The 23,641-nt window shown below is 70.6% G+C and carries 19 protein-coding genes; 5 read left to right on the top strand and 14 right to left on the bottom strand.

All coding sequences use genetic code 11. From position 1 onward, the window contains the following. Positions 1 to 118: 118 nt before the first annotated feature. The 5 genes from gtfA to VFW79_RS02400 are packed head-to-tail and all read right to left on the bottom strand — an operon-like array spanning position 119 to position 5,711. A complete protein-coding gene (gene gtfA, locus VFW79_RS02420) occupies positions 119 to 1,606 on the bottom strand; it encodes a sucrose phosphorylase (protein ID WP_329675718.1) in 1,488 nt (495 codons plus the stop codon). Continuing rightward, positions 1,603 to 2,628, bottom strand: a complete 1,026-nt coding sequence (locus VFW79_RS02415) for an alpha/beta hydrolase (RefSeq protein WP_329675717.1) — start codon at positions 2,626 to 2,628, stop codon at positions 1,603 to 1,605. Before VFW79_RS02415 ends, gtfA begins: the two co-directional genes overlap by 4 nt. Then, positions 2,625 to 3,449 (bottom strand): carbohydrate ABC transporter permease, encoded by an 825-nt coding sequence (locus VFW79_RS02410; protein WP_329675716.1) that lies wholly within the window; start codon positions 3,447 to 3,449, stop codon positions 2,625 to 2,627. The genes VFW79_RS02415 and VFW79_RS02410 overlap by 4 nt, the downstream gene beginning before the upstream one ends. Continuing rightward, complete coding sequence (locus tag VFW79_RS02405) at positions 3,446 to 4,408, bottom strand: sugar ABC transporter permease (protein ID WP_329675715.1); 963 nt, start codon at positions 4,406 to 4,408, stop codon at positions 3,446 to 3,448. Before VFW79_RS02405 ends, VFW79_RS02410 begins: the two co-directional genes overlap by 4 nt. A gap of 1 nt (position 4,409) precedes the next feature. Then, complete coding sequence (locus VFW79_RS02400) at positions 4,410 to 5,711, bottom strand: ABC transporter substrate-binding protein (RefSeq protein WP_329675714.1); 1,302 nt, start codon at positions 5,709 to 5,711, stop codon at positions 4,410 to 4,412. A 323-nt stretch (positions 5,712 to 6,034) separates the two neighbouring features. Here VFW79_RS02400 and VFW79_RS02395 point away from each other — a divergent pair, with 323 nt between their 5' ends. Together VFW79_RS02395 and VFW79_RS02390 are read left to right on the top strand one after the other, a co-directional pair. Then, on the top strand, positions 6,035 to 7,045 hold the full coding sequence (locus VFW79_RS02395; protein WP_414647842.1) for a LacI family DNA-binding transcriptional regulator: 1,011 nt from the start codon (positions 6,035 to 6,037) through the stop codon (positions 7,043 to 7,045). 40 nt (positions 7,046 to 7,085) lie between these two features. After that, the gene (locus tag VFW79_RS02390) at positions 7,086 to 7,661 is read left to right on the top strand and encodes a GNAT family protein (RefSeq protein ID WP_329675712.1); all 576 of its coding nucleotides are present in this window, start codon (positions 7,086 to 7,088) and stop codon (positions 7,659 to 7,661) included. 439 nt (positions 7,662 to 8,100) lie between these two features. On the opposite strand, the gene VFW79_RS02385 is transcribed toward VFW79_RS02390, so the two are convergent. The 5 genes from VFW79_RS02385 to VFW79_RS02365 all read right to left on the bottom strand — a co-directional run bounded on the left by VFW79_RS02385 (position 8,101) and on the right by VFW79_RS02365 (position 14,488). Beyond that, on the bottom strand, positions 8,101 to 9,690 hold the full coding sequence (locus VFW79_RS02385; protein ID WP_329675711.1) for a multicopper oxidase family protein: 1,590 nt from the start codon (positions 9,688 to 9,690) through the stop codon (positions 8,101 to 8,103). A 288-nt stretch (positions 9,691 to 9,978) separates the two neighbouring features. Further along, positions 9,979 to 12,441, bottom strand: coding sequence for a heavy metal translocating P-type ATPase (locus VFW79_RS02380; protein WP_329675710.1), 2,463 nt, complete (start codon positions 12,439 to 12,441; stop codon positions 9,979 to 9,981). Positions 12,442 to 12,521: 80 nt separating this feature from the next. After that, a complete protein-coding gene (locus VFW79_RS02375) occupies positions 12,522 to 13,148 on the bottom strand; it encodes a peroxiredoxin family protein (protein ID WP_329675709.1) in 627 nt (208 codons plus the stop codon). Continuing rightward, positions 13,145 to 14,131: a cytochrome c biogenesis CcdA family protein gene (locus tag VFW79_RS02370; RefSeq protein ID WP_329675708.1), complete on the bottom strand. Its 987-nt coding sequence runs from the start codon at positions 14,129 to 14,131 to the stop codon at positions 13,145 to 13,147. The genes VFW79_RS02375 and VFW79_RS02370 overlap by 4 nt, the downstream gene beginning before the upstream one ends. 3 nt (positions 14,132 to 14,134) lie before the next feature. Continuing rightward, positions 14,135 to 14,488, bottom strand: coding sequence for a glutaredoxin (locus VFW79_RS02365; RefSeq protein ID WP_329675707.1), 354 nt, complete (start codon positions 14,486 to 14,488; stop codon positions 14,135 to 14,137). Between the two features lie 176 nt (positions 14,489 to 14,664). Between VFW79_RS02365 and VFW79_RS02360 the strand changes: the two genes are divergently transcribed. The 3 genes from VFW79_RS02360 to VFW79_RS02350 all read left to right on the top strand — a co-directional run bounded on the left by VFW79_RS02360 (position 14,665) and on the right by VFW79_RS02350 (position 17,508). Beyond that, positions 14,665 to 15,414, top strand: coding sequence for a response regulator (locus VFW79_RS02360; protein ID WP_414647841.1), 750 nt, complete (start codon positions 14,665 to 14,667; stop codon positions 15,412 to 15,414). Next, positions 15,414 to 16,544, top strand: a complete 1,131-nt coding sequence (locus VFW79_RS02355; RefSeq protein ID WP_329675705.1) for a sensor histidine kinase — start codon at positions 15,414 to 15,416, stop codon at positions 16,542 to 16,544. Before VFW79_RS02360 ends, VFW79_RS02355 begins: the two co-directional genes overlap by 1 nt. 151 nt (positions 16,545 to 16,695) lie before the next feature. Next, entirely contained in the window at positions 16,696 to 17,508 is an 813-nt protein-coding gene (locus tag VFW79_RS02350) for a transglutaminase family protein (RefSeq protein WP_329675704.1), read from the top strand. Between the two features lie 26 nt (positions 17,509 to 17,534). On the opposite strand, the gene dnaG is transcribed toward VFW79_RS02350, so the two are convergent. The 4 genes from dnaG to VFW79_RS02330 all read right to left on the bottom strand — a co-directional run bounded on the left by dnaG (position 17,535) and on the right by VFW79_RS02330 (position 23,641). Next, positions 17,535 to 19,520, bottom strand: a complete 1,986-nt coding sequence (gene dnaG / locus VFW79_RS02345) for a DNA primase (protein WP_329675703.1) — start codon at positions 19,518 to 19,520, stop codon at positions 17,535 to 17,537. A 73-nt stretch (positions 19,521 to 19,593) separates the two neighbouring features. Then, on the bottom strand, positions 19,594 to 20,868 hold the full coding sequence (locus VFW79_RS02340; RefSeq protein ID WP_414647840.1) for a deoxyguanosinetriphosphate triphosphohydrolase: 1,275 nt from the start codon (positions 20,866 to 20,868) through the stop codon (positions 19,594 to 19,596). 23 nt (positions 20,869 to 20,891) lie between these two features. Further along, entirely contained in the window at positions 20,892 to 22,763 is a 1,872-nt protein-coding gene (locus VFW79_RS02335) for a glycoside hydrolase family 13 protein (RefSeq protein ID WP_329675702.1), read from the bottom strand. After that, positions 22,760 to 23,641, bottom strand: coding sequence for a sugar ABC transporter permease (locus VFW79_RS02330; protein WP_329675701.1), 882 nt, complete (start codon positions 23,639 to 23,641; stop codon positions 22,760 to 22,762). Before VFW79_RS02330 ends, VFW79_RS02335 begins: the two co-directional genes overlap by 4 nt.

Raw genomic sequence — 23,641 nt, 5'->3', positions numbered from 1 at the left:
GCCGGCGACGGTCGGCGCGTGCTGCGGCCAGCCAGACCAGCACCACGACCCCGAGGGTCACGGCGATCGCTCGGAGCGCCACCTCCGTCGAGATGTCGTGAGGGCGCCGAGCGACGGCCTAGCCCATTCGGGCCGCGAGCGTGCCCGCCGAGACAACACAGTGGTCGCCGTCTGCAGCGGTGACTGTCATCGCGTAGGCCGCGCTGTCGACATCCAGGTGGAGCTCGGCTCGTTCGTCGCCCGAGATCCACGTGAGACGGGCCCGGGTGTCCTGGACGTCCCACGAGAACGAACCGTCGAACGCGGGGTGCGTGGCGCGCGCACGCAGGGCGTCCAGCTGGGCGCGCACCACCGGCCGATCGAGATCGGTGGCGATCTCACCCGCCGTGAAGTAGTGGCGGTTGACGTCTCGACCCACGCCGGTACGTTCCAGCAGCTCCATGTCGTTCGCTCCGGCGAGGAGCCCGACGTAATACACCTGGGGGACGCCAGGAACGAAGAGCTGGATCAAGCGCGCGAGGACGTATCGCCGGTCGTCGCGAGCGAGCGCGTCGTAGAACGTGCAGTTGACCTGGTAGAGGTCCAGGTTCGAGGCGGCGGCACCGGTGGCCAGGCGCGACGTTCCGCCGCTGTTGTCGTGGATCGTCTCGACCAGCGCGTCGATCTGGGCCGGCGAGAGCAGGCTCGGCTCCCCGGGTCGCAAGTCAGACGAGCCGACGTCGACGATGCCGATGCCGTCGTGCGTGTCGAGGACGGTGACCGCATTGGAGGGTCGGATCCGCATCCAGTGATCGAGCGGCGCGAGGTCACCCGTGGTCAGGGCGTGGAGGACGAGCGGGGGCAGCGCGAAGTCGTACACGTAGTCGACCTTGCGGGCGATCTCGATCTGCTGCGTGTGGTGCCCGTGCACCTCGACGAGCACGGAGGCCCCCCGTGCGTGGGCTCTCTCAATGATCCGGTCGGTGTACTCGTCTGTTGCCGGTGTCATGAAGCAGTCCGTGCCGGCCTGCTTGCCGGTGTAACCCACCGCGTCGAGCCGTAGCTGGCTCACTCCGCCGGCGGTCAGCGTGTCGACCACCGATTCCAGGTAGTCCCAGGCCTGGGTGCTTCGTAGGTCGATGTCGATCTGATCCCCCGTGAACGTCGTCCAGACCAGGCGACGCTCACCGCCCAGGGTCATCGCCGTGAACGGCAAGCCCGGGCGGGGGCGGTAGATGCGTGCCAGCTCCGCCTCCGTGGCACCGTCGGGGAACACGGATGAGAGCGTGAGGAACATCGGGGCCCACGGTGACTCCTCTCCGCGCTCCCGCACGTCGCGGAACTGCGCGGACTGAACCGAGACGTGGTTCACGATGACGTCGGCCATCACGATCCGTCGGTGCGCGAGGCGCTGCACGTCCGCCCAGGTCCCCAGTCGAGGGTCGACAGCCGTGTGGTCACGAGGGTCGAACCCCGCATCGACCCCGTCGTGCGGGGTGAAGAACGGCAGGACGTGCACTCCGGTGAAGGCGCCGTCGAGTGGCCCGTCGAGCAGGTCCGCGAGACCGGAGAGGTCTCCGGCCAGGCGGTCGGCATAGGTGACGAGCTGGGGGCCGCGGTCGTTCACGAGCAGGACTCCGTGAGGGTGAGCAACGAGGATGTCGGTCGAGCGAGGCCGGGGCGGCCTGCGCCTTCGTGAGTGCGGGACGTGAGTCGCTCGAGCCATCTGGCACGTGCGGCTCTCGCCGCGAGCGACATCTGAGCTGCTGGCGCGAGCCCGTCGAACCCGTGGCACCCGCCGGGCCAGACGTGCAGCTCGGCGTCACCACCCTCGTCCCAGATCCGCGCGGCGTACTGCACGCACTCGTCACGGAAGGTCTCGGCCGAGCCGACGTCGATGAATGCCGGCGGGAGACCACCCAGCGTCGCGGCGCGGGAAGCGGACGCGTAGGCAGGGGTATCCGGACCTCCCGCGCGGGTTCCGAGGTAGGCGGCCCAACCCGTGGCGTTGGCGTTCCGGTCCCATGACCCGACGCCGGCCATCTGGTGCCCGGAGCCGCTGTCGTTGCGGTCGTCGAGCATGGGATAGACGAGCAGCTGCCCGAGCAGGTCCGGACCGCCGCGATCACGCGCGAGCAAGGCGAGTGACGCCGCGATCCCGCCGCCTGCGCTCACACCGGCCACGACGACGCGCCCAGGATCGATGCCCAGACCAGCTGCTTCCGCTGTGAGCCAGGTCAACGCCGCGAACGCGTCCTCGACAGCTGCCGGGTACGGGTGCTCCGGCGCCAGGCGGTACTCCACCGATGCGATCGCCCATCCAGGTGCGACATCCAGCGCCATGTCGACGTTGTCGGAGACGTCGCCCACGATCAGGCCACCGCCATGAAGGTGGAGCAGAACGGGGACGGGCTCCGTGACATCGGTGGGCCGAACGAGCATCACACGCACGCCACCCGAAGGTCCCGGCGCGGAGTGCTCGCTCACCGCGCATCCCGCCTCCGCGGCGGCGGCCCGGACGTCCGACGGAACCGCGCGAGCCCGGAGTGCGGTGATCTCACCGGGGGCGAGCGCGGTGACGACGATCTCGGACTGGTCGACCAGCGCTACCGCGATCTCGGGGTCGAACGGGGGTCGACGAACACTCATCCCTTGACCGCCCCCTGGAGCAACGCGGAGACGAACTTCCGTTGGAACACCAAGAACACGATCAACGTGGGCGTGAGGATGAGCAGCGACCCCGCGCACAGCAGGGGGATGTCGGTGCCGTACTGGCCTTGGAACGCACCGAGGGCCCCGGCCATCGTTCTCATCGTCGCGTCGTCCACGAGCACCACCGCGAGGAGGAACTGGTTCCACGTCCACAGGAATAGCAGGATGGCGAGCGAGGAGAGCGCAGGCATCGACAGCGGCAGGTGGATGCTCGTGAACAGCTTCCACGTGTTGGCGCCGTCCATGCGCGCGGCCTCCGAGAGCTCCGTCGGCATGTTGACGAAGTGCGCGCGCATCCACATCACCGCGAACGGCATGTAGAGCCCGATGAGCGGAAGGATGATCGCCCAGCGGGTGTTCAGCAGTCCGAAGTCACGCATCTGGAAGTACAGCGGGACGATGACACCTTGGAACGGCAGCGTGAGCCCGAGCACGAAGACCACGAAGATGACGCGGCCTCCCGGTGGACGCAGGTGGCCGAGCGCGAAGCCCGCGAGGGTCGAGATGAAGATCGAGATGGGGACGACCCCGATCACGATGAGAACGCTCGACCACAGGAGCTTTCCCATCTTCGCGGACTGGAATGCGGTGACGAAGTTCTCCCAGTGCATGACCTTGGGCCACTCAAGGCCCGACGGATATGTGCCCGCCGGGTGCAGGGCGGTGACGAGGAGCGTGATGAAGGGGAGGATCGTCACGGCCATGAGCACGACGAGAAGGGTGTTGCCCACCCACTTCTCCCGGCGAGAGATGATCATGAGTCGACATCCTTGGTGAGTCGCTGGATGGGCAGGACGATCGCGAGCACGAGCACCATGAACGCCACGGCAAGAGCGGATGCCTGGCCTATCTCGCGGCTGAAGAACGCCAGGTAGTAGATCTCGAGGCCGGGAACGAGGGTGCTGTTGCCGGGTCCGCCCTGGGTCGAGATGTAGATGATGTCGAAGCTGGCCAGCGCGGCGATCACGGTGACGGTGACGCACACACCGATCTCCTGCCGCAGGCTCGGCAGCGTGATCGCGAAGAACTCACGGATCGCACCCGCGCCATCGATGCGCGCCGCCTCGTAGAGCGCGGGGTCGATCTTGGTCATGCCGGCGAGCAGCAGGAGCATGCACAGACCGAGTGCCACCCACGCACCGATGACACCGACGGCCGGCAGGGCAGAGTCGAAGTCTCCGAGCCACGGCCGTGCCAGGGCGCCCAGACCGATCGCGCGCAGGATCTGGTTGACGACCCCGTCGGACGCCATCAGCCAGGTCCACATGATTCCTGCCGCGACCAACGGGATGACCTGCGGAAGGAAGAGCACCGTACGAGACACGACTGCCAGTCGGCTCGCCGCGAACTTGCGGATCGTGGCCGCGGTGAACAGCCCGAGGATGACGGGGACGAAGGAGAAGTAGATGATGAGCTCGAGCGCGTTGAGGATCGAACCAAGCATCTCCTTGTCGTGCAGGAGTCGCGCGTAGTTCGCCCACCCGACCCACGTCGCCCCGGTCACGCCGTTCCAGTCGTAGAACGAGTACTGGAACGTCAGGGCGAGGGGCCGCAGGACGAACACGCCGTAGAACAGGGCTGCGGGAACCACGAGAGCGAGCGCGACCCATCCTCGGCGCAGGCGCCGCGCCTTGAGGGCGCGGCGCCTGTCCTGAAGGCTGGTCGTCGAGTGCTCGACCATCTCGCGGCGGCCGGTGATTCCGGTCGTCGCTGTCATGTCAGCCGCCGATCTTCGCTTCGTAGTCGGCCTGCACGGCGGAGAGGAGGCCCGCGGGCGTCTGCTGACCCCCCATGAGCTTCTGCAGGTTCGGCGTCCAGCTCTTCGCGTAGATCTCACCGGTCGCGTTGGCGATGAACTCCATCGATCCGTCGTCCGTGCCGATGGTCGATCCCGCGGCCAGCGTCTGGGCCGTCACCGAGCTCGCGTCGACCTTCGGCATGAACGCGTCTGTCGGACCCATGGGGTGCGAGCCTCCGACCTCGACCGCGATCGTGCGAGCTGTGTCGTTGGTCGCGATCCAGTCGAGGAAGAACGCCGCGCAGGCGGGGTGCTTGGCCTTTGCCGCGATCCCGTAGGTCAGCGGCGCGGACATCGCACCGACCTTGCCACCCGCGTCGACCGGCGGGAGCAGGAAGAAGCCGGCCTTCCCCGGCATCTGGGTGTCGAGGTTGCCGGACTCCCAGTCGCCGTTGAACATCAGCAGCGACTTGCCTCCGACGAACCGGCTCATCATGGTGGAGTAGTCGAGCGAGTTCACGTCGGCAGCGAAGTAGCCCGCCTTGATCCACTTGTCCAGATGCTCGGCCGCCTTCAGGTTGTCCGGCGTGTCGATCGTCGCGTCGGGCTGCTGGAACGTCCACGCGTTGATCTTGGACGGCTGGCCGTAGGAAGCCATGAGGGCCTGCAGCGGGAACGCGAGTCCACCCGTCGCTCCCCCGTTGAACTGCGCGATCGGCGTGATGCCCGCGTCCTTCGCCTTCTGCAGGTAGCCGTCAAGCTCGGCGAGGGTCTTCGGCGCCTCGGTCATGCCGATCTGCGCGGCGAGGTCCTTGTTGTAGAAGACCCCGGTCATCGAGTAGTTCAGGCCCATCGCATACAGCGGCCCGTTGCCGCGTCGCCCCTCGCCGTCGACTCGCATCTGCATGAGCTGCGACGCCGGCCACTTGTCCCACCCGAACGCGGTCGCGTAGGAGTCGAGGTTCAGCAGCAACCCGTCCTTCGCGAGATCGGACACCTGCGGGAGGCGCATCAGGTCGGGCGGGTCATCGGCGAGGACCCGGGGCGCGTTCTGGGTGATCACCGCGAACTGGTCCTCGCGGATGTCGAAGGTCACGTTCGGGTGCTGCTTCGTGAACTCCTCGGTCAGAGACTTGGGCAGCGCGAAGCCGGTCTCGATGTACGTACTGAGAACGACCGGGTCGGCGCCGCACGTCGGGGCGACACCGGTGGTGCTGCCGGTCGTGGCGGTCTGAGCGACGGCCTGCGTGGTACCCGGTGCACTGCACGCGGCGGCAGTCATGATGCTGGCGAGGCACAAGGAAGCCGCAATGGCGGTGCGGCGGTTCCTCTCACTGGCTCGAGACAACGGTGTCTCCTTCTTCGTCGAAGCACGTCCGACGGTCGTCGGACCGGTTGCTAAATCGGCTTAGCAAGCAAGATACTGACGATTGGAAAGGCCCGCTGTCAAGCGCGCGATGGTCACAGATCGGTCACGTCCGGATCTCGACCTTCCCTCGTGCGGCGCAGGGCACCCGCGCGACACGTCTAGGATTCCTAGGCGACGAGAGGAATCAGGTGGGTCGCAGTCGCGTGACCTTGGCCGACGTCGCACGCGCTGCCGGCGTGTCGTCGCCAACCGCTTCGCTGGTTCTCTCAGGGCGCGGCGATGAGCTGCGCATCTCTCATGCCGTCCAGGACCGCGTGCGTGGCGCCGCCGCCGACCTGTCGTATCGGCCGAACATCGTGTCGATCGGTCTGCGGAAGGGCAAGACGCGCACGCTCGGCCTGGTCTCCGACACGGTGGCCACGTCGCAGCTCGCAGGCGACATGATCAAGGGCGCCATCGAGGCTGCCCGCGACCACGGCTTCATGCTCTTCATCGGTGAGACCGAGGGCGACCCAGAGATCGAGAGCGCACTGCTTGAGGCGATGCAGGACCGCCAGGTCGACGGCATCATCCTGGCCTCGATGTTCACGCGCACGCGACACGTGCCCGCCCTGCTCGACCGGGTCCCGACGGTCCTTCTCAACACCCTCTCGACGGGCCCCACGAACGCGCCCGCAGTCATTCCCGACGAGATCGAGGCCGGACGAGCTGCCGCTCGCCTGCTGCTGGATGCCGGACATCGCGAGATCCACCTGATTGGCGCCGGCCCGGAGACGGACGACATGTCGCCGGGCACGGTCGCCGGCGTGGAGCGCCTCGCAGGCATCCGGGACGTGCTCGCCGCCGCTGGCCTCACGCCCGCCTCGGGGTATCTCTGCGACGACTGGTTGCCACCGCACGGCTGGCGCGCGACTCGAGCGCTGCTCGACAAGCACGCTCGACCGCGAGCGATCATCTGCTTCAACGACCGCCTCGCGTTCGGGAGCTATCAGGCCCTCCAGGAGGCGGGGCTCACGATCCCCGACGACGTGTCCATCGTGTCCTTCGACGACTACCCGCTGGCCGAGTGGCTTCGACCGGGCCTGTCATCATTTGCGATCCCGCACGAGCTGCTCGGTCGGCGGGCGGTCGAGCTCCTCATCCAGGTCGTCCAGGACGGGGTTGGCAGCGAGCCCGGCCAGGTCCACCGATATCCGCTGCCGCTGCACTCCCGCGGGTCTGTGGCGCCAGCGACGAAGGCAACCTGAGGCCTCGTCGGGGACGACGATGCGCGTGCCAAGATGTGCCATGGCCACCCCCCTCGACACCGTGGCATGGCCGGTGCGGACGGCTCGCCTGTCGCTGCGAGCGGCGGCAGCGACCGACGTGGAACCGACGTGGCGGTACCGCCGGCTTGCGAGCGTCAACCACTGGATCACTCGCGCGCCGACCACGGTGGACGAGTACCGAGCCGCGTTCAACCATCCGGTTCGGTTGCCGAAGACGCTGGTCATCGAGCACGACGGCGAGGTCATCGGCGACCTCATGCTCGCTGTGTCGGACGCCTGGGCCCAGGCCGAGGTCGTCGAGCACGCGCGCGGAGTGCAGGCGGAGCTCGGTTGGGCGCTGCACCCTGATCACGCCGGCCAGGGGTACGCCACCGAAGCGGTCCGAGAGCTGATCCGGATCTGCTTCGAGGACCTCGGCCTGCGTCGCGTGACGGCCAGCTGCTTCGCTGCCAACGAGTCGTCCTGGCGCCTGATGGAACGGGTCGGGATGCGCCGAGAGCAGCACACCGTCCGCGAGTCACTGCATCGCTCCGGCGTGTGGCTCGACGGTCTCTGCTACGCCCTGCTCGCCGACGAGTGGCGCAGTCGCCTGTAGATCGCGGCCCGTCCGCTGTGCCGATGACGGACGCAGGCTGCCGTGGTGCGCGGCTCGATGATGTGATCAGCCATTCGTCCTCAAGCCCCGATGCGCCCGCGCCCGCCGGGGCGGCATCACCGGCGATCGTGGCGGCAGCCCGGAACGTCCAGGCCGACGACGCCTTCGCGCGTCAGCTGGCGCCGACACGACCCGAGCACGCTGCGCCCGGCTCCGGCGCCTGGGGACCGTTCGCGTACTTCGCGACGAACGCCGGCAGGCGAGGGGCATGGCAGCCACCACGGCGCACGATCGGTTGCCTGCTTCTCGCGCTTGCTCACGTGGCTCCTCAGATTCCAGACGACCTGTCCAGGCAAGACTCGCTTCAGCCCTGCCCAGCCCCGACACACGCGCGGCATCCACCACCGGTCGCCAGCGGTCTCGGCCGCGCAAGGACGGCTCATGCGACGTAGGACAGGACCGTCATCATGCCGAGCTCGGCGTGGTAGGTGTTGTGGCAGTGCAGGGCCCACTGACCCGGGTTGTCGGCCTGCAGGTCGACGGCGACCGTTCCCATCGGCAGCACGTTGACGGTGTCCTTGCGGATCCCCGGGCGACCGTTCGGGCCCGCGAGTGCGAACGTGTGCCCGTGGAGGTGCATGGGGTGGAACATCATTGAGGCGTTGGTCATGACCAGCCGGACTCGCTCGTCGGCACGGATCTGGAGCGCGTCATGGTTGCCGAAGGCCGCGCCGTTGATGAGCCACTGCCGTCCGCCGTTGACCATCTGCAGGTCGAGCTCGAGCTCGCGGTCGGGTGCCCGCGGCTCGAGCGCTGCTGCCGCTGTCGGGGCGAGGTCGGCGTAGGCGAGGAGGCGGCCGTCGAGCTCCGCCGGCCGGGCGTCCACTGCGGGTGTGGCACCGGTCGCGGTGCGCAGGACGGCGACTGCTGGTGCGGCGGCTTTGCCCTCGGGGACCGCCACGACGGGGAAGGCGCCGTCGCCGGTCGTGATCACGACGTCGTAGCGCTCGCCCATGCCGATGATCAGCGTGTCGACGTCGAGGGGGTCCACGGGGAATCCGTCGGTGTGGGTCACGGTGAGGCGGTGACCTCCGACGGCGAACCGGTAGGCGGTGTCGCTGCCGGCGTTGATGATCCGCAGCCGAATCCGCCGACCCGGTGCGGCGCTGATGACGAAGGGATCTTGCGGGGGTCTGCCGTTGATGAGATGGACCGGATAGGCGACGTCGCCGGTGTCCGCGCCGAGTGGCCGATCTGCGGACGGCATGCTGTCCGACATGGACATCGAGCCGGGGTCCGCCCCGCCCATCGCCATGCCGTCCATCGCCATGCCCGACATCGACGAGCCCGCCATCGTCATGCCGTCTCGCTTCATCCGCGCCAGGATCTGGTCCGGGGAGTCGCCCCAGCCGTCGGTCCAGTCGTCCAGCACCAGGACGACCTCCTCGTCGTACCGTCCGGGCTCGTGCGGATCCTCGACGATGAGAGGCGCCTGGAGTCCGGTGTCGAGCTGGACGCCGACGTGCGGGTGGAACCAGTAGGTCCCTGGGTGCGGTGCGACGAACGTGTAGTCGAAGGTGCTGCCGGCCGCGACCGCGTCCTGGGTGATCCCCGGGACGCCGTCCATGTCGTTGCGCAGGGCGAGGCCGTGCCAGTGGACGCTGGTGGGAGCCGGCAGACCGTTGCTCAGGCGGATCCGGAGCTCGTCCCCGGCTTTCACCCGCAGCTCAGGACCGGGCACTGCGCCGTCGAAGGCCCACGTCTGCACGGTCCTGCCCGCCAGGTCGATCGTCGTCGGGGCAGCCCGAAGCTCACGCCGAACGATGTTCCCCGTCGAGTGCCGCGCTGCCTCGGTCGCCGCGACGATCGCGTTGGTAGGGCCGACGGGTTGCGGCCCGCCGAGGAGTCGCACACCAGCAAAGGCACCGGCTCCCACGACGACGACGCCAGCCGCTCCGAGCTGCAGGAATCGGCGGCGATCGAGCCCCTTGGCGGAGTCGATCACGGACGGGCGGGGCGTCGAGGCCAAGTCGGACTCCAGAGAACGGAAGGAAAGCTTCGGAACGTCGCACGCACCGTGAGGTGGCGCAGTGCGACTCGGCAGAACCTACGCAGCCGGGACTAAGGTCCTACGAAGCGTCTGTGAAGGTTCGCTGAAGCCTCAGCCTGCGAGTCGCAGATGGCCGCGACTGGCACGGGGCTCAGGCGCGTCCTGCGCGTGGCGGGCGAAACCCCACCACGACCATCCGCATCTCCGACACCGGCAGGTGCGGAATTCGCGGGACGGCCTGCGTCGTCCGACCGCCAGCCCGCGTCGTCATCGCTGGCGGGCGGCAGCAGAGGCGCCCGCCACCGAAGCGACAGGACCGCCCAGCCCGACCGGCGCGGGCAGGCGGAGCCGCTTGAGGAGCAGGGCGTTGACGGCGACGATCAGGCTGGACCCGGACATCGACAAGGCCGCGATCTCCGGGCGCAGGACGAGGCCGATCGACGGCTCGAACGCGCCGGCCGCGATGGGCAGGGCCAGGGCGTTGTACCCGATGGCCCAGCCCAGGTTCTGCCGCATCTTGTGCACGGTGCCCGTGCCGATCCGCAGCGCGATCGGTACGTCCAGCGGGTCCGAGCGCATCAGGACGACGTCCGCGGTCTCGATGGCGACGTCGGACCCTGCGCCGATCGCGATGCCCAGGTCGGCCTGCGCGAGTGCGGGCGCGTCGTTCACCCCGTCCCCGACCATGGCGACCCGCTTCCCGCCGGCCTGCAGCTCGGCGACCTTGGCGGCCTTGTCTCCGGGCAGCACCTCGGCGATCACCCGGTCGATCCCCAGCTGACCGGCGATGCGGTCGGCGGTGGCCTGGTTGTCGCCAGTCAGCATGACGACCTGCACCCCGGCCTCGTGCAGAGCCGCGACCGCCTGCGCTGCCGTCTCCCGAGCGGCGTCGGCCATGGCGATCACGCCGACTGCTGTGCCGTCGACGGCGACGAAGACCGCGGTGCGCCCGGCGGCCGCGAACCCGTCACGGGCCTGAGCGAGCTGGCCGAGCTCGATGTGCTCCGCGGCCATCAGCTTCCGGTTCCCCACCAGCACGCGGTGCCCCTCGACGTCCGCGCCGGCGCCGCGGCCCGCGACGTTGCGGAACTCGGTGGCCCGGACGGCCGCCGCGCCCCTCGTCCGCGCGTACCGGACGACCGCCGCAGCCAGCGGGTGCTCCGACTCCTGCTCGACGGCCGCGGCGAGCACGAGGACCCGGATCTCGTCCATCCCGTCGACGACGACGTCGGTGACCTCGGGGGTGCCCTTCGTCAGGGTCCCGGTCTTGTCCATCACGACTGTGTCGATCCGCGCCGAGGTCTCCAGCGCCGTGGCGTTCTTGAACAGGACCCCCCGCTCGGCGCCCAGGCCGGTGCCGACCATGATCGCTGTCGGGGTGGCCAGGCCGAGAGCATCCGGGCAGGTGATCACGACGACGGTGATGGCGAACAGCATCGCGGTCTGCACGCTCGCCCCGCTCGCGAGCCACACCAGGAACGTCGCGGTGCCCGCCACGAGCGCCACGAGGACCAGCCAGAAGGCGGCCCGGTCCGCCAGGCGCTGACCGGGGGCCTTGGAGTTCTGCGCCTCCTGGACGAGCGCCACGATCTGTGCAAGCGCGGTGTCGGCCCCGACCTTGACGGCCCGCACCCGCAGCGTCCCGGTGGTGTTGATCGACGCTCCGATCGTCGCCGAGCCGGGAGTCTTGGCGACCGGCAGGCTCTCCCCGGTCACCATCGACTCGTCGACCTCGGACTCCCCGCTCTCCACGACCCCGTCCACCGGAACCTTCGCGCCAGGTCGGACCAGCAGGAGATCTCCGACCTGCACGTCGGCGGTCGGGACCTCGACGGGCTCGTCGTCGCGCAGGACCAGGGCCATCGCCGGTGCAAGCTCGAGCAACGTCCGTACGGCGTCGTTGGCGCCGCCGCGCGCCCGCATCTCGAACCAGTGCCCGAGCAGGACGAACGAGGTCAGCACCGTCGCCGCCTCGTAGAAGACCTCGCCACCGCCCGTGAGCGTCACACCCAGGCTGTAGACCCAACCGGCACCGACGCCGACCGCGACGAGCACCATCATGTCGAGGGTCCGCGCGCGCACCGCCCGGTAGGCACCGTCGAAGAAGATCCACGCCGAGTAGAAGATCACCGGCAGCGACAACGCCAACGCCCACACGTCGTCACGCAGACCGAACGGCGCGGGCACCTCGAAGCCGAGAACCTTGCGTCCGATCGGCGACCACAGCAGCACCGGCACCGAGAGCGCGGCCGCGAGCAGGAACCGGTTGCGCATGGCGCGGACCATGCTGTCCATCGACATCTCGCCGTGGTGACCGCCGTGCCCCATCACCTCCTGGGCGCCCCGCATCCGCGGAGCTTCGAGGCCGGCATGCACCTCATGACCTGCTAGCGCCTCATGGCCGGCATGGGTCTCATGAGCTGTGGGCATGCCGGGTGCGGGGCGCGTTGCTGCCGCGCCGTGGGCGGTCGGCTCGTCCATCGGGTCGCACAGATGATCGGGGACGGACTGGCCGGCGCAGTGATATCCGCAGTCGCGCACCCACCCCGCCAGCTGCGCCACCGAGGTGCGTTCGGGGTCGTACGTCACCGTGGCGGTCTGGTCCACGGGGTTGGCCTCGACGCTGTGCACCCCGTCACGCCGGGAGAGCACGGCCTCCACGACCGCCGCCGACGACGCCCAGTACAGACCGGAGACCGACAGGACGGCGGACCGGCTCGTCGAGCTCATGACGACTCCCTTCGCCGACAGCGTCCGTCAGCAGTCCTCCATGGTGGACTCCGGCTCTGTCGTACGGCGCGTCGGGCGGCTCACAGGCGCGACTCGACCTCGCGGAGCAGGTCGGCGGGCGCGATCCACATCGAGGGGTAGTCGGCGGACCACTTCTGGACGCCCTGGGCGTCGATGAGGACGAAGCCGTGACCGGGCAGGCCCTCATGCATGCCCTTGCCGAGGGTGTCGTAGGCCTTCGACGTGGTGCCGTCGTCGAGCAGGAAGGGTGTCGTGACGCCGAGGCGGGTCATGTCGGGGGTGATCTGCGCGGCAGTGTTCATCACGATGGGCAGGACTCTGATACCGGTCGCGGTGAACGCCGGGTCGCTCTCGATCTTGGCCATCTGGACCAGGCAGGCGTCGCAGCCGGCCCCCTCGCTGAAGTACAGGAGCACGGGGGTGCCGCGCAGCGCCGCCAGGGACACGCTCGTGCCGTCAGTCGTCGGCAAGGTGAACGCCGGGGCCGTGCGCGCCTGGGAGGACTGCGTCGGTCGCGCCGACGCCAGCCCGGCCACGAGGAGGCCGACCACGACGAGCAATCCCGTCGTCCAGGCGATGGTCGCCAGCCGTCGACGCCGCAGCGCGGCGGCTCGATCCAGCGCGGTCACGCGGTCCAGTGCGGCCTGGCGCTCCTGCTCGCGTCGCATGGCGGTCCCGGAGGTCATCGACCGCTCCCTTGGCTTGTCGAGGTGTCGTGGCACGACGGGGCATCGTCGCCATCAGTCGGCCGGTCGCCGGTCGGCGGCAGGTCGCTGCCAGCGCTGCGGCTCGGCGGGGCCGGGTGCCGTCGTCGGCCGACTAGCGTCGCCCAGACGAACACGGCCGCGAGGGCCAGCAGGGCGAGTCCCAGCACCGGCTCGGGCACGGGCTGCGTCCACCGCTGGATCCTCATGAAGACGTCGGCCAGGGCCTGTCCCGCGGAGGCCTGGAATGCGGTCCCGCCCGTCATGTCGGCGCTGCCTGCCAGGGCGATGATGAAGCCGCCCATCACGACGAACGCGACGGCGACGCCCAGGTTGAGCGTGTTCGTCACCAAGAGTCTCCCGCCGCCCAGGCGGATGCGGACGAGCTTCGCCCGGAAGAGCCTGCGCTCGCCCAGCCGCGCCCGATCCCACAGCAGGGCCATGACGAACAGCGGGAAGACCATGCCGAACACGAACGCCAGGCCGAGCGCGAGGCCGCCGATCGCCGACCCGGACAGTGCGGACAACGTCATCACCCCGACGAGCACCGGGGCGCAACAGCTGGACGCGATCCCCGAGAAGACACCGAGGGCGAAGAAGCTCGCCGAGTCCCCCCGCGTCGTGTCCGGCGTGCGCATGAAGCTCGGCAACGACCACATCCTGCCCGACAGCGCCAGGAGCGCGAGGACGATCATCAACGTGCCGCCCGCGTAGTACAGCGGTGCGTGGTACCGGGCGATCGCACCGGCCAGCAGGCTCATCCCCATCGTCAACGGGACCAGGACGAGAGCCAGGCCGGCAGCGAAGATGAACGTCAGCGGCAGCAGTCTCCACAGCCGGTTCTTCACGGCGCCGGCCAGGTAGCTCGGCGCCAGGAACACGATGCAGCAGGGCGCGAACAGCGCCACCCCACCGGCGAAGAACGCCGCAATGATGCTGCCGGTCGTGAGCAGGTCAGCACCCACGGCTCAACGCCCCATCGACGCGGCACCGAGGCCCGCGCCGGGCGCTGACGCGGTGGCGCGAGCGGCGAGGAGCCGCGTGAGCTTCTTGCGCGGCAGGCGGCCGGAGCTGAAGTACGCCCCGTCGACCAGGACAAGAGGGTTCATGGCGGGGCGGTGGAGATCCACGAGGCCGCGGCCTTCCGCAGAGTCGAGCGGAACGACCTGCACCGCGAGCCGGAACTGCTCGGCCAGCCCGGCGAGCTCGCGCTCGGCCTCGTCGCAGAAGTGGCATGCCTCGGCGTGGACCACGGTCACCGGGATCGGTGACGTGTCGAGCTGAACCACGACGAGGGCCTCCTGGGCATGAGGGTCGGACACCTCACCTTCGACCCGTCGCCCTGCTCAACTGATCGACGTTCGATCAAGGTCCGATGAAGACTCCTCGTCGGGCCGTGCGACGACGTGACCCACGAACGATGAAGATCTGCTGAGAAAGTCCTCCCAGGGTCTCGGCTGCCGCGAGGCGACCGGGCGGGCGGATGCCGGCCTGCACAATGGGGTCCGTGACGTCGACAGCTGCCGCGGGAATCGCTGCCCATCGCGCTCTCGTCGTCGACGACGAGGAGCCGCTGGCCCGGCTGGTGGCCGGCTACCTGGAACGCGACGGTTTCGAGGTCCATGTGGCGTTCAACGGTCTCGATGCCCTGGAGTTGGCCAGGACCGTCGACCCCGACGTGGTCGTCCTGGACCTCGGGCTGCCGGGCATGGACGGGGTCGAGGTCTGCCGGGAGCTGCGGACGTTCTCCGACTGCTACGTGGTCATGCTCACCGCACGCGCGGACGAGGTCGACACCCTCATCGGGCTCGCGGTGGGCGCCGACGACTACGTGACCAAGCCGTTCAGCCCGCGTGAGCTGACGGCGCGGGTCGGCGTGATGCTGCGTCGGCCTCGGCGGTCGACGGCGGGCACCGCTGGCCCCGGTGTGAGCGCGTCGCCCGCACCGCCCCTGGTGTTCGGCACCCTGTCGATCGACATCGATGCGCGCGAGGTGCGCATCGACGGGACGGTCGCCGCCCTGACGCGCACGGAGTTCGACGTCCTTGTGGCCTTGGCGACCCGACCTCACATGGCCTTCAGTCGGCATGCGCTCATCGAGGCGGTCTGGGGCGACCACTGGGTCGGCGACGAGCACCTCGTCGACGTCCACGTGCTGCACGTCCGGCGCAAGCTCGGCGACACGGCCGAGGAGCAGCGCTTCGTGCGGACGGTGCGCGGGGTCGGCTACCGCATGGGCCAGGGCTGATGGTCGACCCGGGACCGCCGCGAAGCCGGTCCGGGCTGGCCTCCCGGCTCTTGGTGGCCATCGCGCTCGTGGTGGTCACCGCTGGCCTCACCGCCTGGTTGGTTGCCGGGGCGATCGGCCCCGCGACCTTCCACAGCCACATGCTCCAGGCCGGCGCAAGCAACGACCGGGTCGCGGTGCTGCATGCCGAGGAGGCGTTCCGGTCGTCCAGCGCCCTCTCCCTGTCCGTGGCCCTGGCGGCAGCAGTCCTGGCAGCGCTCGCCGTCAGCCTGTTCCTGACCCGGCGCATCGGGAGGTCCCTGGCCGCGCTGTCGACCGCCGCTGCGCGGGTGGCCGGCGGGCGGTTCGACGCCCACGTCACCAGCCCGCACCTGGGGGTCGAGTTCGACGAGCTCGCCGAGGCGTTCAATGCCATGTCGGCGCGCCTCCACGACTCCGAGTCGCTCCGACAGCGTCTGCTCGCGGACGTCGCACACGAGCTCCGCACCCCGGTGGCGACCCTCACGGCCTACCTGGAGGGACTGGAAGACGGTGTCGAGTCGCTGACTCCGGCGACGGTCGCGGTCCTGCGCGCGCAAGCCTCTCGCCTGACCCTGCTCGCCCACGATCTCGCAGCGGTCACTCAGGCCGAGAGCGGCGAGCTCGTGCTGCAGCGCGTGCGCGCGACCCCGCAGGAGATCGTCGCAGCGGCCACCTTGCCCGCCGGCGACCGGTTCGCGGCACGCGGTCTGGAGCTCGCCACCCGCATCAGCCCCCACCTGCCGCCGCTCTACGTCGACCGCGACCGGATGGGGCAGGTGCTCGGCAACCTCCTGGACAACGCACTGCGACACACCCCCGCCGGAGGGGTCGTGACTGTCAGAGCCGAGGCCGCCCACCACGGCGCGGTGCGGATCGTCGTCGAGGACACCGGGGAGGGCATCGAACCCCAGCACCTTCCCCACCTCTTCGAACGCTTCTACCGGGTCGACACCGCCCGCGACCGCACCCACGGCGGCTCGGGCATCGGGCTCGCGATCACCAAGGCGCTCGTCGAGGCCCAGGGCGGAACGATCACTGCCACCAGCGCCGGTCCCGGCCACGGCACGACCTTCGAGATCCTGCTTCCGGCAGCCGATGCCACGCTCTGAGGTGCGTGCCATCGGGGCACAGCGCGGCACGGTGACCGGTAGTGGCGCAAACGCCGACTGAGCCTCACACTTCACCTGCTGCACCACCGCACGGCCCCCTCCTCCTTCAGCTCGGCTGCTGCTTGCGACCCCGGAAAGGACACCGACGTCCGTGCTCCGCACCGTCTCGTCCCACCTCTCGTTCGACGTCACCTCGTCAACCGAGCTGTACCTGGCGATCGCCGTCGCCGACGGCGCGTACGACCGGTTCGAGCACCTGACGGTGACCCATCAGGACGCCCCCCTGGAGCCCCTGGAGATCAAGACCCACCACGGTGCGCGGATCCACCGGGTGCACGCTCCTGCGGGTCGTGTGGTCGTCGACTACCACGCGCAGGTGACCGGGTCCGCGGCGCTCCCGCCCGTCGAGGACGCGGACCTCATCGAGTACCGCCGGCCGAGCCGGTACGCGGACTCCGACAAGCTGCTCGCGTTCTCCCGGCAGCAGTTCGCCGGGCTCGAGGACGCCGCCCTGCTCGCAGCGGTCGTCGCCTGGGTGGGCGACCACCTGCGCTACTCGCCCGGGTCGAGCCTGCCGACCGACGCCGCGTCGGACACCCTGCTCAAGCGCCGCGGCGTCTGCCGTGACTTCGCCCACCTGGTCGTCGCCCTGCTGCGAGCCAAGGACCTGCCCGCACGGTTCGTGTCGGTCTATGCGCCCGGCCTGAGCCCCATGGACTTCCACGCCGTCGTCGAGGCCTACGTCGACGGAGCCTGGCACCTGGTCGACGCGACCGCGCTCGCACCGCTGGGGTCGCTGCTGCGCATCGCCACGGGTCGGGACGCGACGGACACGGCGTTCCTGTCGAACTACCACGGGTATCTCACGCTGCGGTCGATGACCGTGACCGCGACCGTGCAGCACACCACCTCGCCCGGCGACCTCGTTGCCGACGACGCCACGGGACTCGCCGTCCTGCGCTGAGCTCAGGCGCCGTCGCGCAGCGGCCGTCAGGCGCTGTCGCGCAGCGTCCGACGACGGTTCTCGAGCGCGATCAGCTCCGTGAACAGCGCTTGGTACCCGCCCGGGTCGGCGGCGCCATCCATGCGCTGCAGCCGGCCGCGCAGATCGGCGATGCGCCGTGTGAACCCGATCTCGAGGATCGCGAGGACGACGCCACGCACGTAGTCGGGCAGCACCTCGGCGCGGTCCTCGGGGAGCGGCGCGACGGCCAGCTCGGTGACCAGCCCGGCAACAGGGCTCGCGGCCTCCTCGTGGACGCGGGCGACCCAGGCGGCGCTCCCCCGGTCACCGGCCGCAGCCAGCTCCTCGCGCGCGCCCTGCAGGCCGCCGGCGGCGCGGATCGCCTCGTGCACGGCGCGGTAGGCGGGCGCGCTGAACGCGTCGTCCCCGAGGTCGTCGAACTCGGCAGGGACGAGCGCGGGGAGCTGGAGGACGACCTCGAGCGCGGTCCGTTCCGTGCGGGCGATCGGGTCGCGCGCGTCCGGCAGCGGCATCCGGTCGACGGGCACGGGCGTCGGGGCGCCCTGGCCGGGCCGCCGGGGGTCGCCGGGGCCGGGGTCGTTGCGGCGCGGCGCGCCCCCGCCGTCGTCCGGCCGGCGTGCGCCTGCGGTGCGACCTGCGACCGAGACCGCGCTGCGCACCGAGGCCTGGTCCATGCCGAGCCAGCCCGCGAGCAGCCGCGTGTACTCGGGGCGCAGCGCGGTGTCCCGGATCCCGGCCACGACCGGCGCTGCAGCCCGCAGCGCGCCCACGCGACCCTCGGCGGTCGCCAGGTCGTACGCCGCGAGCGTCGAGCGGATGACGAACTCGAACAGCGGCGTGCGTCCGGCCACGAGCGCCCGGACCGCGTCGGGCCCCTGCGCCTGCCGCAGCTCGCACGGGTCCAGGCCGCTGCGCTCGACCGCGACGAACGTCTGGGCGGAGAACGACTGGTCCTCGCCGAACGCGCGCAGCGCGGCCTTCTGCCCGGCCGCGTCGCCGTCGAACGTGAAGATGATCTCGCCGCCGACCGAGGCGCCGGACGCCAGCTGGACTCCGCCGCTCGAGCCGGCGTCCCCGACGAGCCGCCGCACGATGCGCGCATGGTCCGGGCCGAACGCGGTGCCGCACGTCGCGACCGCCGTCCCGACCCCGGACAGGTGCATCGCCATCACGTCGGTGTAGCCCTCGACGACCACGACCTGCTTCGCCCGGGCGATCTCGCGCTTCGCCAGGTCGATGCCGTACAGGACCTGGGACTTCTTGTAGAGGGCCGTCTCGGGGGTGTTGAGGTACTTGGGGCCCTGGTCCTCCTCGAACAGCTTGCGCGCTCCGAAGCCCACGGTGTCGCCCGTGACCTCGCGGATCGGCCACACGAGCCGTCCCCGGAACCTGTCGTACACGCCGCCGCCGGCCTTCTGGCTCAGCAGGCCGGTCGCGACGAGCTCCGCCTCGGTGAAGCCGCGCCCGCGCAGGTGGCGCAGGAGCGAGTCCCAGCCCTGCGGCGCGTAGCCGACGCCGAACTGCTCCGCGGCGCCCCGGTCGAAGCCACGCTCGGCCAGGAACGCGCGCGCGGTCGCGGCGCCCGGGGTCGCGAGCTGCTCGGCGAAGAACGCGGCCGCGGCGCGGTGCGCCTCGAGCAGCCGCTGGCGCCGGCCCGGCTCGTCGCCCGGGCGGGGCGCGCCGCCCTCCTCGTACCGCAGCTGGATGCCGACGCGGCCCGCGAGGTACTCGACGGCGTCGGAGAAGGGCAGGCCGTCGATCTTCTGCACGAACGAGATGACGTCGCCGCCCTCGCCGCACCCGAAGCAGTGCCACAGGCCGACCTGCGGACGCACGTGGAACGACGGTGAGTGCTCGTCGTGGAAGGGACAGAGGCCCTTCATCGAGCCGACGCCTGCGGACTTCAGGGTCACGTGCTCGCCGACGACGTCCTCGATGTGGGCACGTTCACGGACCGCCTGCACGTCTTCCCGCCGGATCCGTCCTGCCACGGCCTGAGTCTAGGCCGCGGCGGGACCGCCGCCGGCGCCGAGCCCGCTCGTCCGGACTGCCCGGACCTCCTGGTCAGCGCCTCGGTGGGTGGACGAGCCGCGCGTGCATCTCGGCGGCCGACACGTCGGTGAGTGACGCGACCTGGTCGATGACGACGCGCAGCCTCGCCGCGTCGTCGTCCGCGAGCACCCAGTCGGCGGCGAACGGCGGTTCGAGCGCGAGCGGGGCGCGCTCGCTCATGACCCGCACGAGGTCCACGAGGATCTCGCGCTGGCGGTGGTACAGCGGCTCGAGCTCGCGCGGCGCCATCACATACGCGACCGCGAGGCCCTTGAGGACCAGGATCTCGGCCTGGGTCTCGGCCGGGACGACGAGGTCGGCGGCGTAGCGCGTCAACGGCCCGGGGCCGTACCGAGCGCGCGTCGCGGCGTGCGCGTCGCCCGCGAACCGTCCGATGAGCTGGCTGGTGGCGTCCTTGAGCATCGCGAGCGCGCCGCGCGACCCGTCGAACCCCTGCGCCCAGAGGTCGGCCGCGTTGAGCCGGTCCATCGCGTCCTCGAGCTCCGGGCCCGAGACGAGGTCGCCGTACCAGGACTCGACCGCCGCGAGCACCCGCGCACGCTCGTCGTCGACCGTCAGGACCCGCAGGTCGAGCCGTCCGCCGACGACGGCGTCCTCGACGTCGTGCACCGAGTACGAGATGTCGTCGGCCAGGTCCATGACCTGCGCCTCGAGGCACTTGTGGTCGGTGGGCGCGCCCTCGCGCAGCCACGCGAAGACCGGCGCGTCGTCGGCGTAGACGCCGAACTTGTGCGTGGGCAGCCCGCTCGGGCTCAGCGGGCCCTCCCCGGCGAACCACGGGTACTTGACCGACGCGTCGAGGCTCGCGCGCGTCAGGTTGAGACCGACCGCACGACCGTCGGGGGCGACGACCTTGGGCTCGAGCCGCGTGAGCAGCCGCAGGGTCTGAGCGTTGCCCTCGAAGCCCCCGATGCCCTTGGCGAGCGAGGCGAGCGCACGTTCACCGTTGTGGCCGAACGGTGGATGGCCCAGGTCGTGCGCGAGACACGCCGTGTCGACGACGTCGGGGTCGCAGCCGAGCGCCTTGCCGATCTCGCGTCCGACCTGCGCGACCTCGAGCGAGTGCGTGAGACGGGTGCGCACGAAGTCGTCCGACGACGGTCCGAGCACCTGGGTCTTGGCTCCGAGGCGGCGCAGCGCCGACGAGTGCACGAGCCGAGCCCGGTCCCGTTCGAACGGGGTCCGGGCGCGCGACTTGGGCGCCTCGATGACCCACCGAGCCCGGTCGAGCTCGGCGTAGCCGTCGCTCCAGGTCTCCACGGTCACGCGCACACCCTAGTTCGCCGAGCTCAGGCCAGCCGCCAGACCTGCACCCCGGGACCGTCACCCGGCAGGTGCAGCGCGTCGCCACGGACCGGGAGGTGGGCGCCGCCGTAGAGGTTCTCGGGCTCGCACCCCGGTCCGAGCAGGTGCGCCGGGAGGCTCGCGCCTTCCCACGACGTCCGCGCGACGAGGACGAGGACGCACTCGTCGAGCGTCTCGCGCAGGTAGGCCACAGCGTCGGGCCCGACGACCGCCCAGCGCATGCCGCCCTCCCGCAGCGCCCTGCTGCCTCGGCGCACCGCGATGAGCGAGCGGTACACGTCGAACGTCCGGGCGTCCCAGCGCGGGTCGTCCGGACCGGACATGGCGGCCCACGGCATGGGCACGCGGGCATGCTCGCCCGTGACCCCGGTCAGCCCGCCCTCGTCGCCCGCGAACATCGCGGGCGTGCCGGGGTACGTGAACAGCAGTCCGGCGGCGACCTCGACGGCCTCGCGCGAGCCGACGACGGTCCGCAGCCGAGCGGTGTCGTGCGAGCCGAGCATGTTCCACTGGTGGGCCGTGACCGCCCACGGCACAGCCGAGTCGAAGTCCCGCATCGTCGCAACCATCGAGGCGCCGTCCCGCCGCGGGACAGGGACCGGCATACCGAGGAACCCCAGCGCGGAGCCCAGGGGCACGAGCCAGGTCCACACCGGCCGGGTGAAGCCCGAGTAGTTCATGTTCGCGTGCCAGCCGTCGCCCGTGAGGTCAGCGCCGGCGTCGTGGAAGTGCTCGCTGACGAGCACGGCATCCGGGTTGACCTGGGACATCGTGCGCCGGATCGTGCGGGCGACCTCGCGCGTGAAGTCGTCCGACGCGTACCGACCCGTCATGTTCGCCACGTCGATGCGCCAGCCGTCGAGTGACGTCGGCGCGTCGAGCCATCGCCCGATGACCGACTCGGGACCGTCGATCATCCGCCGCGCGAGCGAGCCGGCCGCGTAGTTGAGCTTGGGCAGCGACGCGTGCTCGAGCCAGCCGACGTAGCCCGGCGCGGCGTCGGACCAGTAGTAGTAGGACGCCTCCTCGCTCGTGGCGTCGGCCCGCGCACGGGCGAACCACTCGTGGCCGGCGCCCGTGTGGTTGGTCGTGAGGTCGCCGATGAGGTGCATACCACGCGTGTGCACGGCGGCGCTCAGGGACGCGAGCGCGCGGTCACCGCCGAGCAGCGGGTCGACGTGGTCGAACGTGCTCGCGTCGTACCGGTGGTTGGAGCGGCCGGGGAAGACGGGGGTCAGGTACAGGACGTCGACGCCGAGCCGCTCGAGGTGGTCGAGGTGCTGCTCGACCCCCGCGAGGTGCCCGCCGAAGTACTGCTGCGACGTGCCCGGTCCGGACGCGATCGGCTCGTCGTCCCAGCTGGCCGGCAGGGCCCAGTCCGGGAGCGGGCCGAGCGGCGGCCCCTCGTGCACCTGCGGCCCGGTGCCCGCGCGCGCGAACCGGTCCGGGAAGACCTGGTAGACGACCGCGCTGTCGAGCCACGGGGGTGCGGGCGGGTGCACGGTCAGCCGGAAGTCGTGCGCGTCGGGGACGTCGCGTGCGTGGACGCCGCTCGCGTTGAGCCAGCGGTAGCCGCCGGGCTCGTCGAGCAGCGCGCGGTAGCCCGTGACCGGGTTGTGCACGGGCACGTCCGCGACGTACCAGCGCTCGTGGGCGTCGCTGCGGTCCAGTCGCGCCGGCACGAACCGTGGCTCGCCGTCGCGCACGGTGCGGACCCACAGCGCACGCTCGGTCCCGGCCGCGGGCACCCTGAACCGGACGGGCACGACGTCGCCGAGCTGGGGGGTCGCGCGCGAGACGTAGACCTCGGAGCCGTCGTGGTGCGGGTCGCCGAGGAGGTGGTGCGTGCGGTTCACCCCTTGACCGAGCCCGCGATCAGACCGCCGACGATGTAGCGCTGGAGGAACTGGAAGAGCAGCACGACCGGGATGGCCGCCAGCACGGCCGCGGCGGCGAAGAGTCCCCACGGCGCGTTGCGCTCGTCGGACGCCCACACGTACAGACCCACGGCGAGCGTGTAGTGCTCGACGCGCTGCAGCACGACCTTCGCGACCACGAACTCGCCGTACGCCGAGACGAAGGACAGCAGACCGACGACGGCCAGGATCGGCGCGACGAGCCGCAGGATGATCGTGAAGAAGATCTGCGCATGGCTCGCACCGTCGATCTTCGCCGCCTCGTCGAGCTCCCGCGGGACCGTGTTGAAGAACCCGTACATGAGGAACGTGTTGACCCCGAGCGCGCCCCCGAGGTACACGGCGATCAGTCCTAGCGAGCTGTTGAGGCCGAGTGCGGGGAACACCTCACCGACGCTGAGGAGGAGCAGGAAGATCGCCACGAACGCGAGCATCTGCGGGAACATCTGGATGAGCAGCAGAGCCGTGAGGGACGCCCGACGGCCCGAGAAGCGGAACCGGGAGAACGCATAGGCGGCCGCAGCCCCCATGAAGACCGTCCCGAGGGCTGTCACGGTGCAGATGACGAGCGAGTTGACGCCCCACTTGGCGAAGTCGGTGCTCGCGAGCTCGGTGTAGTTGTTCAGGCTGAAGGTCCGGAAGAGCTTGTTGGAGCCCGTGAGGGTCCCGTTCGGGTTGAGCGACGCCGAGATGACGTACAGCAGCGGCAGGACGCAGACGGCGATCATCACGATCCCGACGACGTGCCGCCAGCCGACCTCACGCCACCAACGCAGACCGGTGACGGGTGCGTGCTGCTCGAGCGATGTGGTCGCCAT

It is taken from the genome of Cellulomonas sp. (assembly GCF_036279715.1).
GTDB lineage: Bacteria > Actinomycetota > Actinomycetes > Actinomycetales > Cellulomonadaceae > Cellulomonas_A.
The sequence above is the reverse complement of the archived record's forward strand: the minus strand, read 5'-3'. Positions and strand labels throughout refer to the sequence as shown.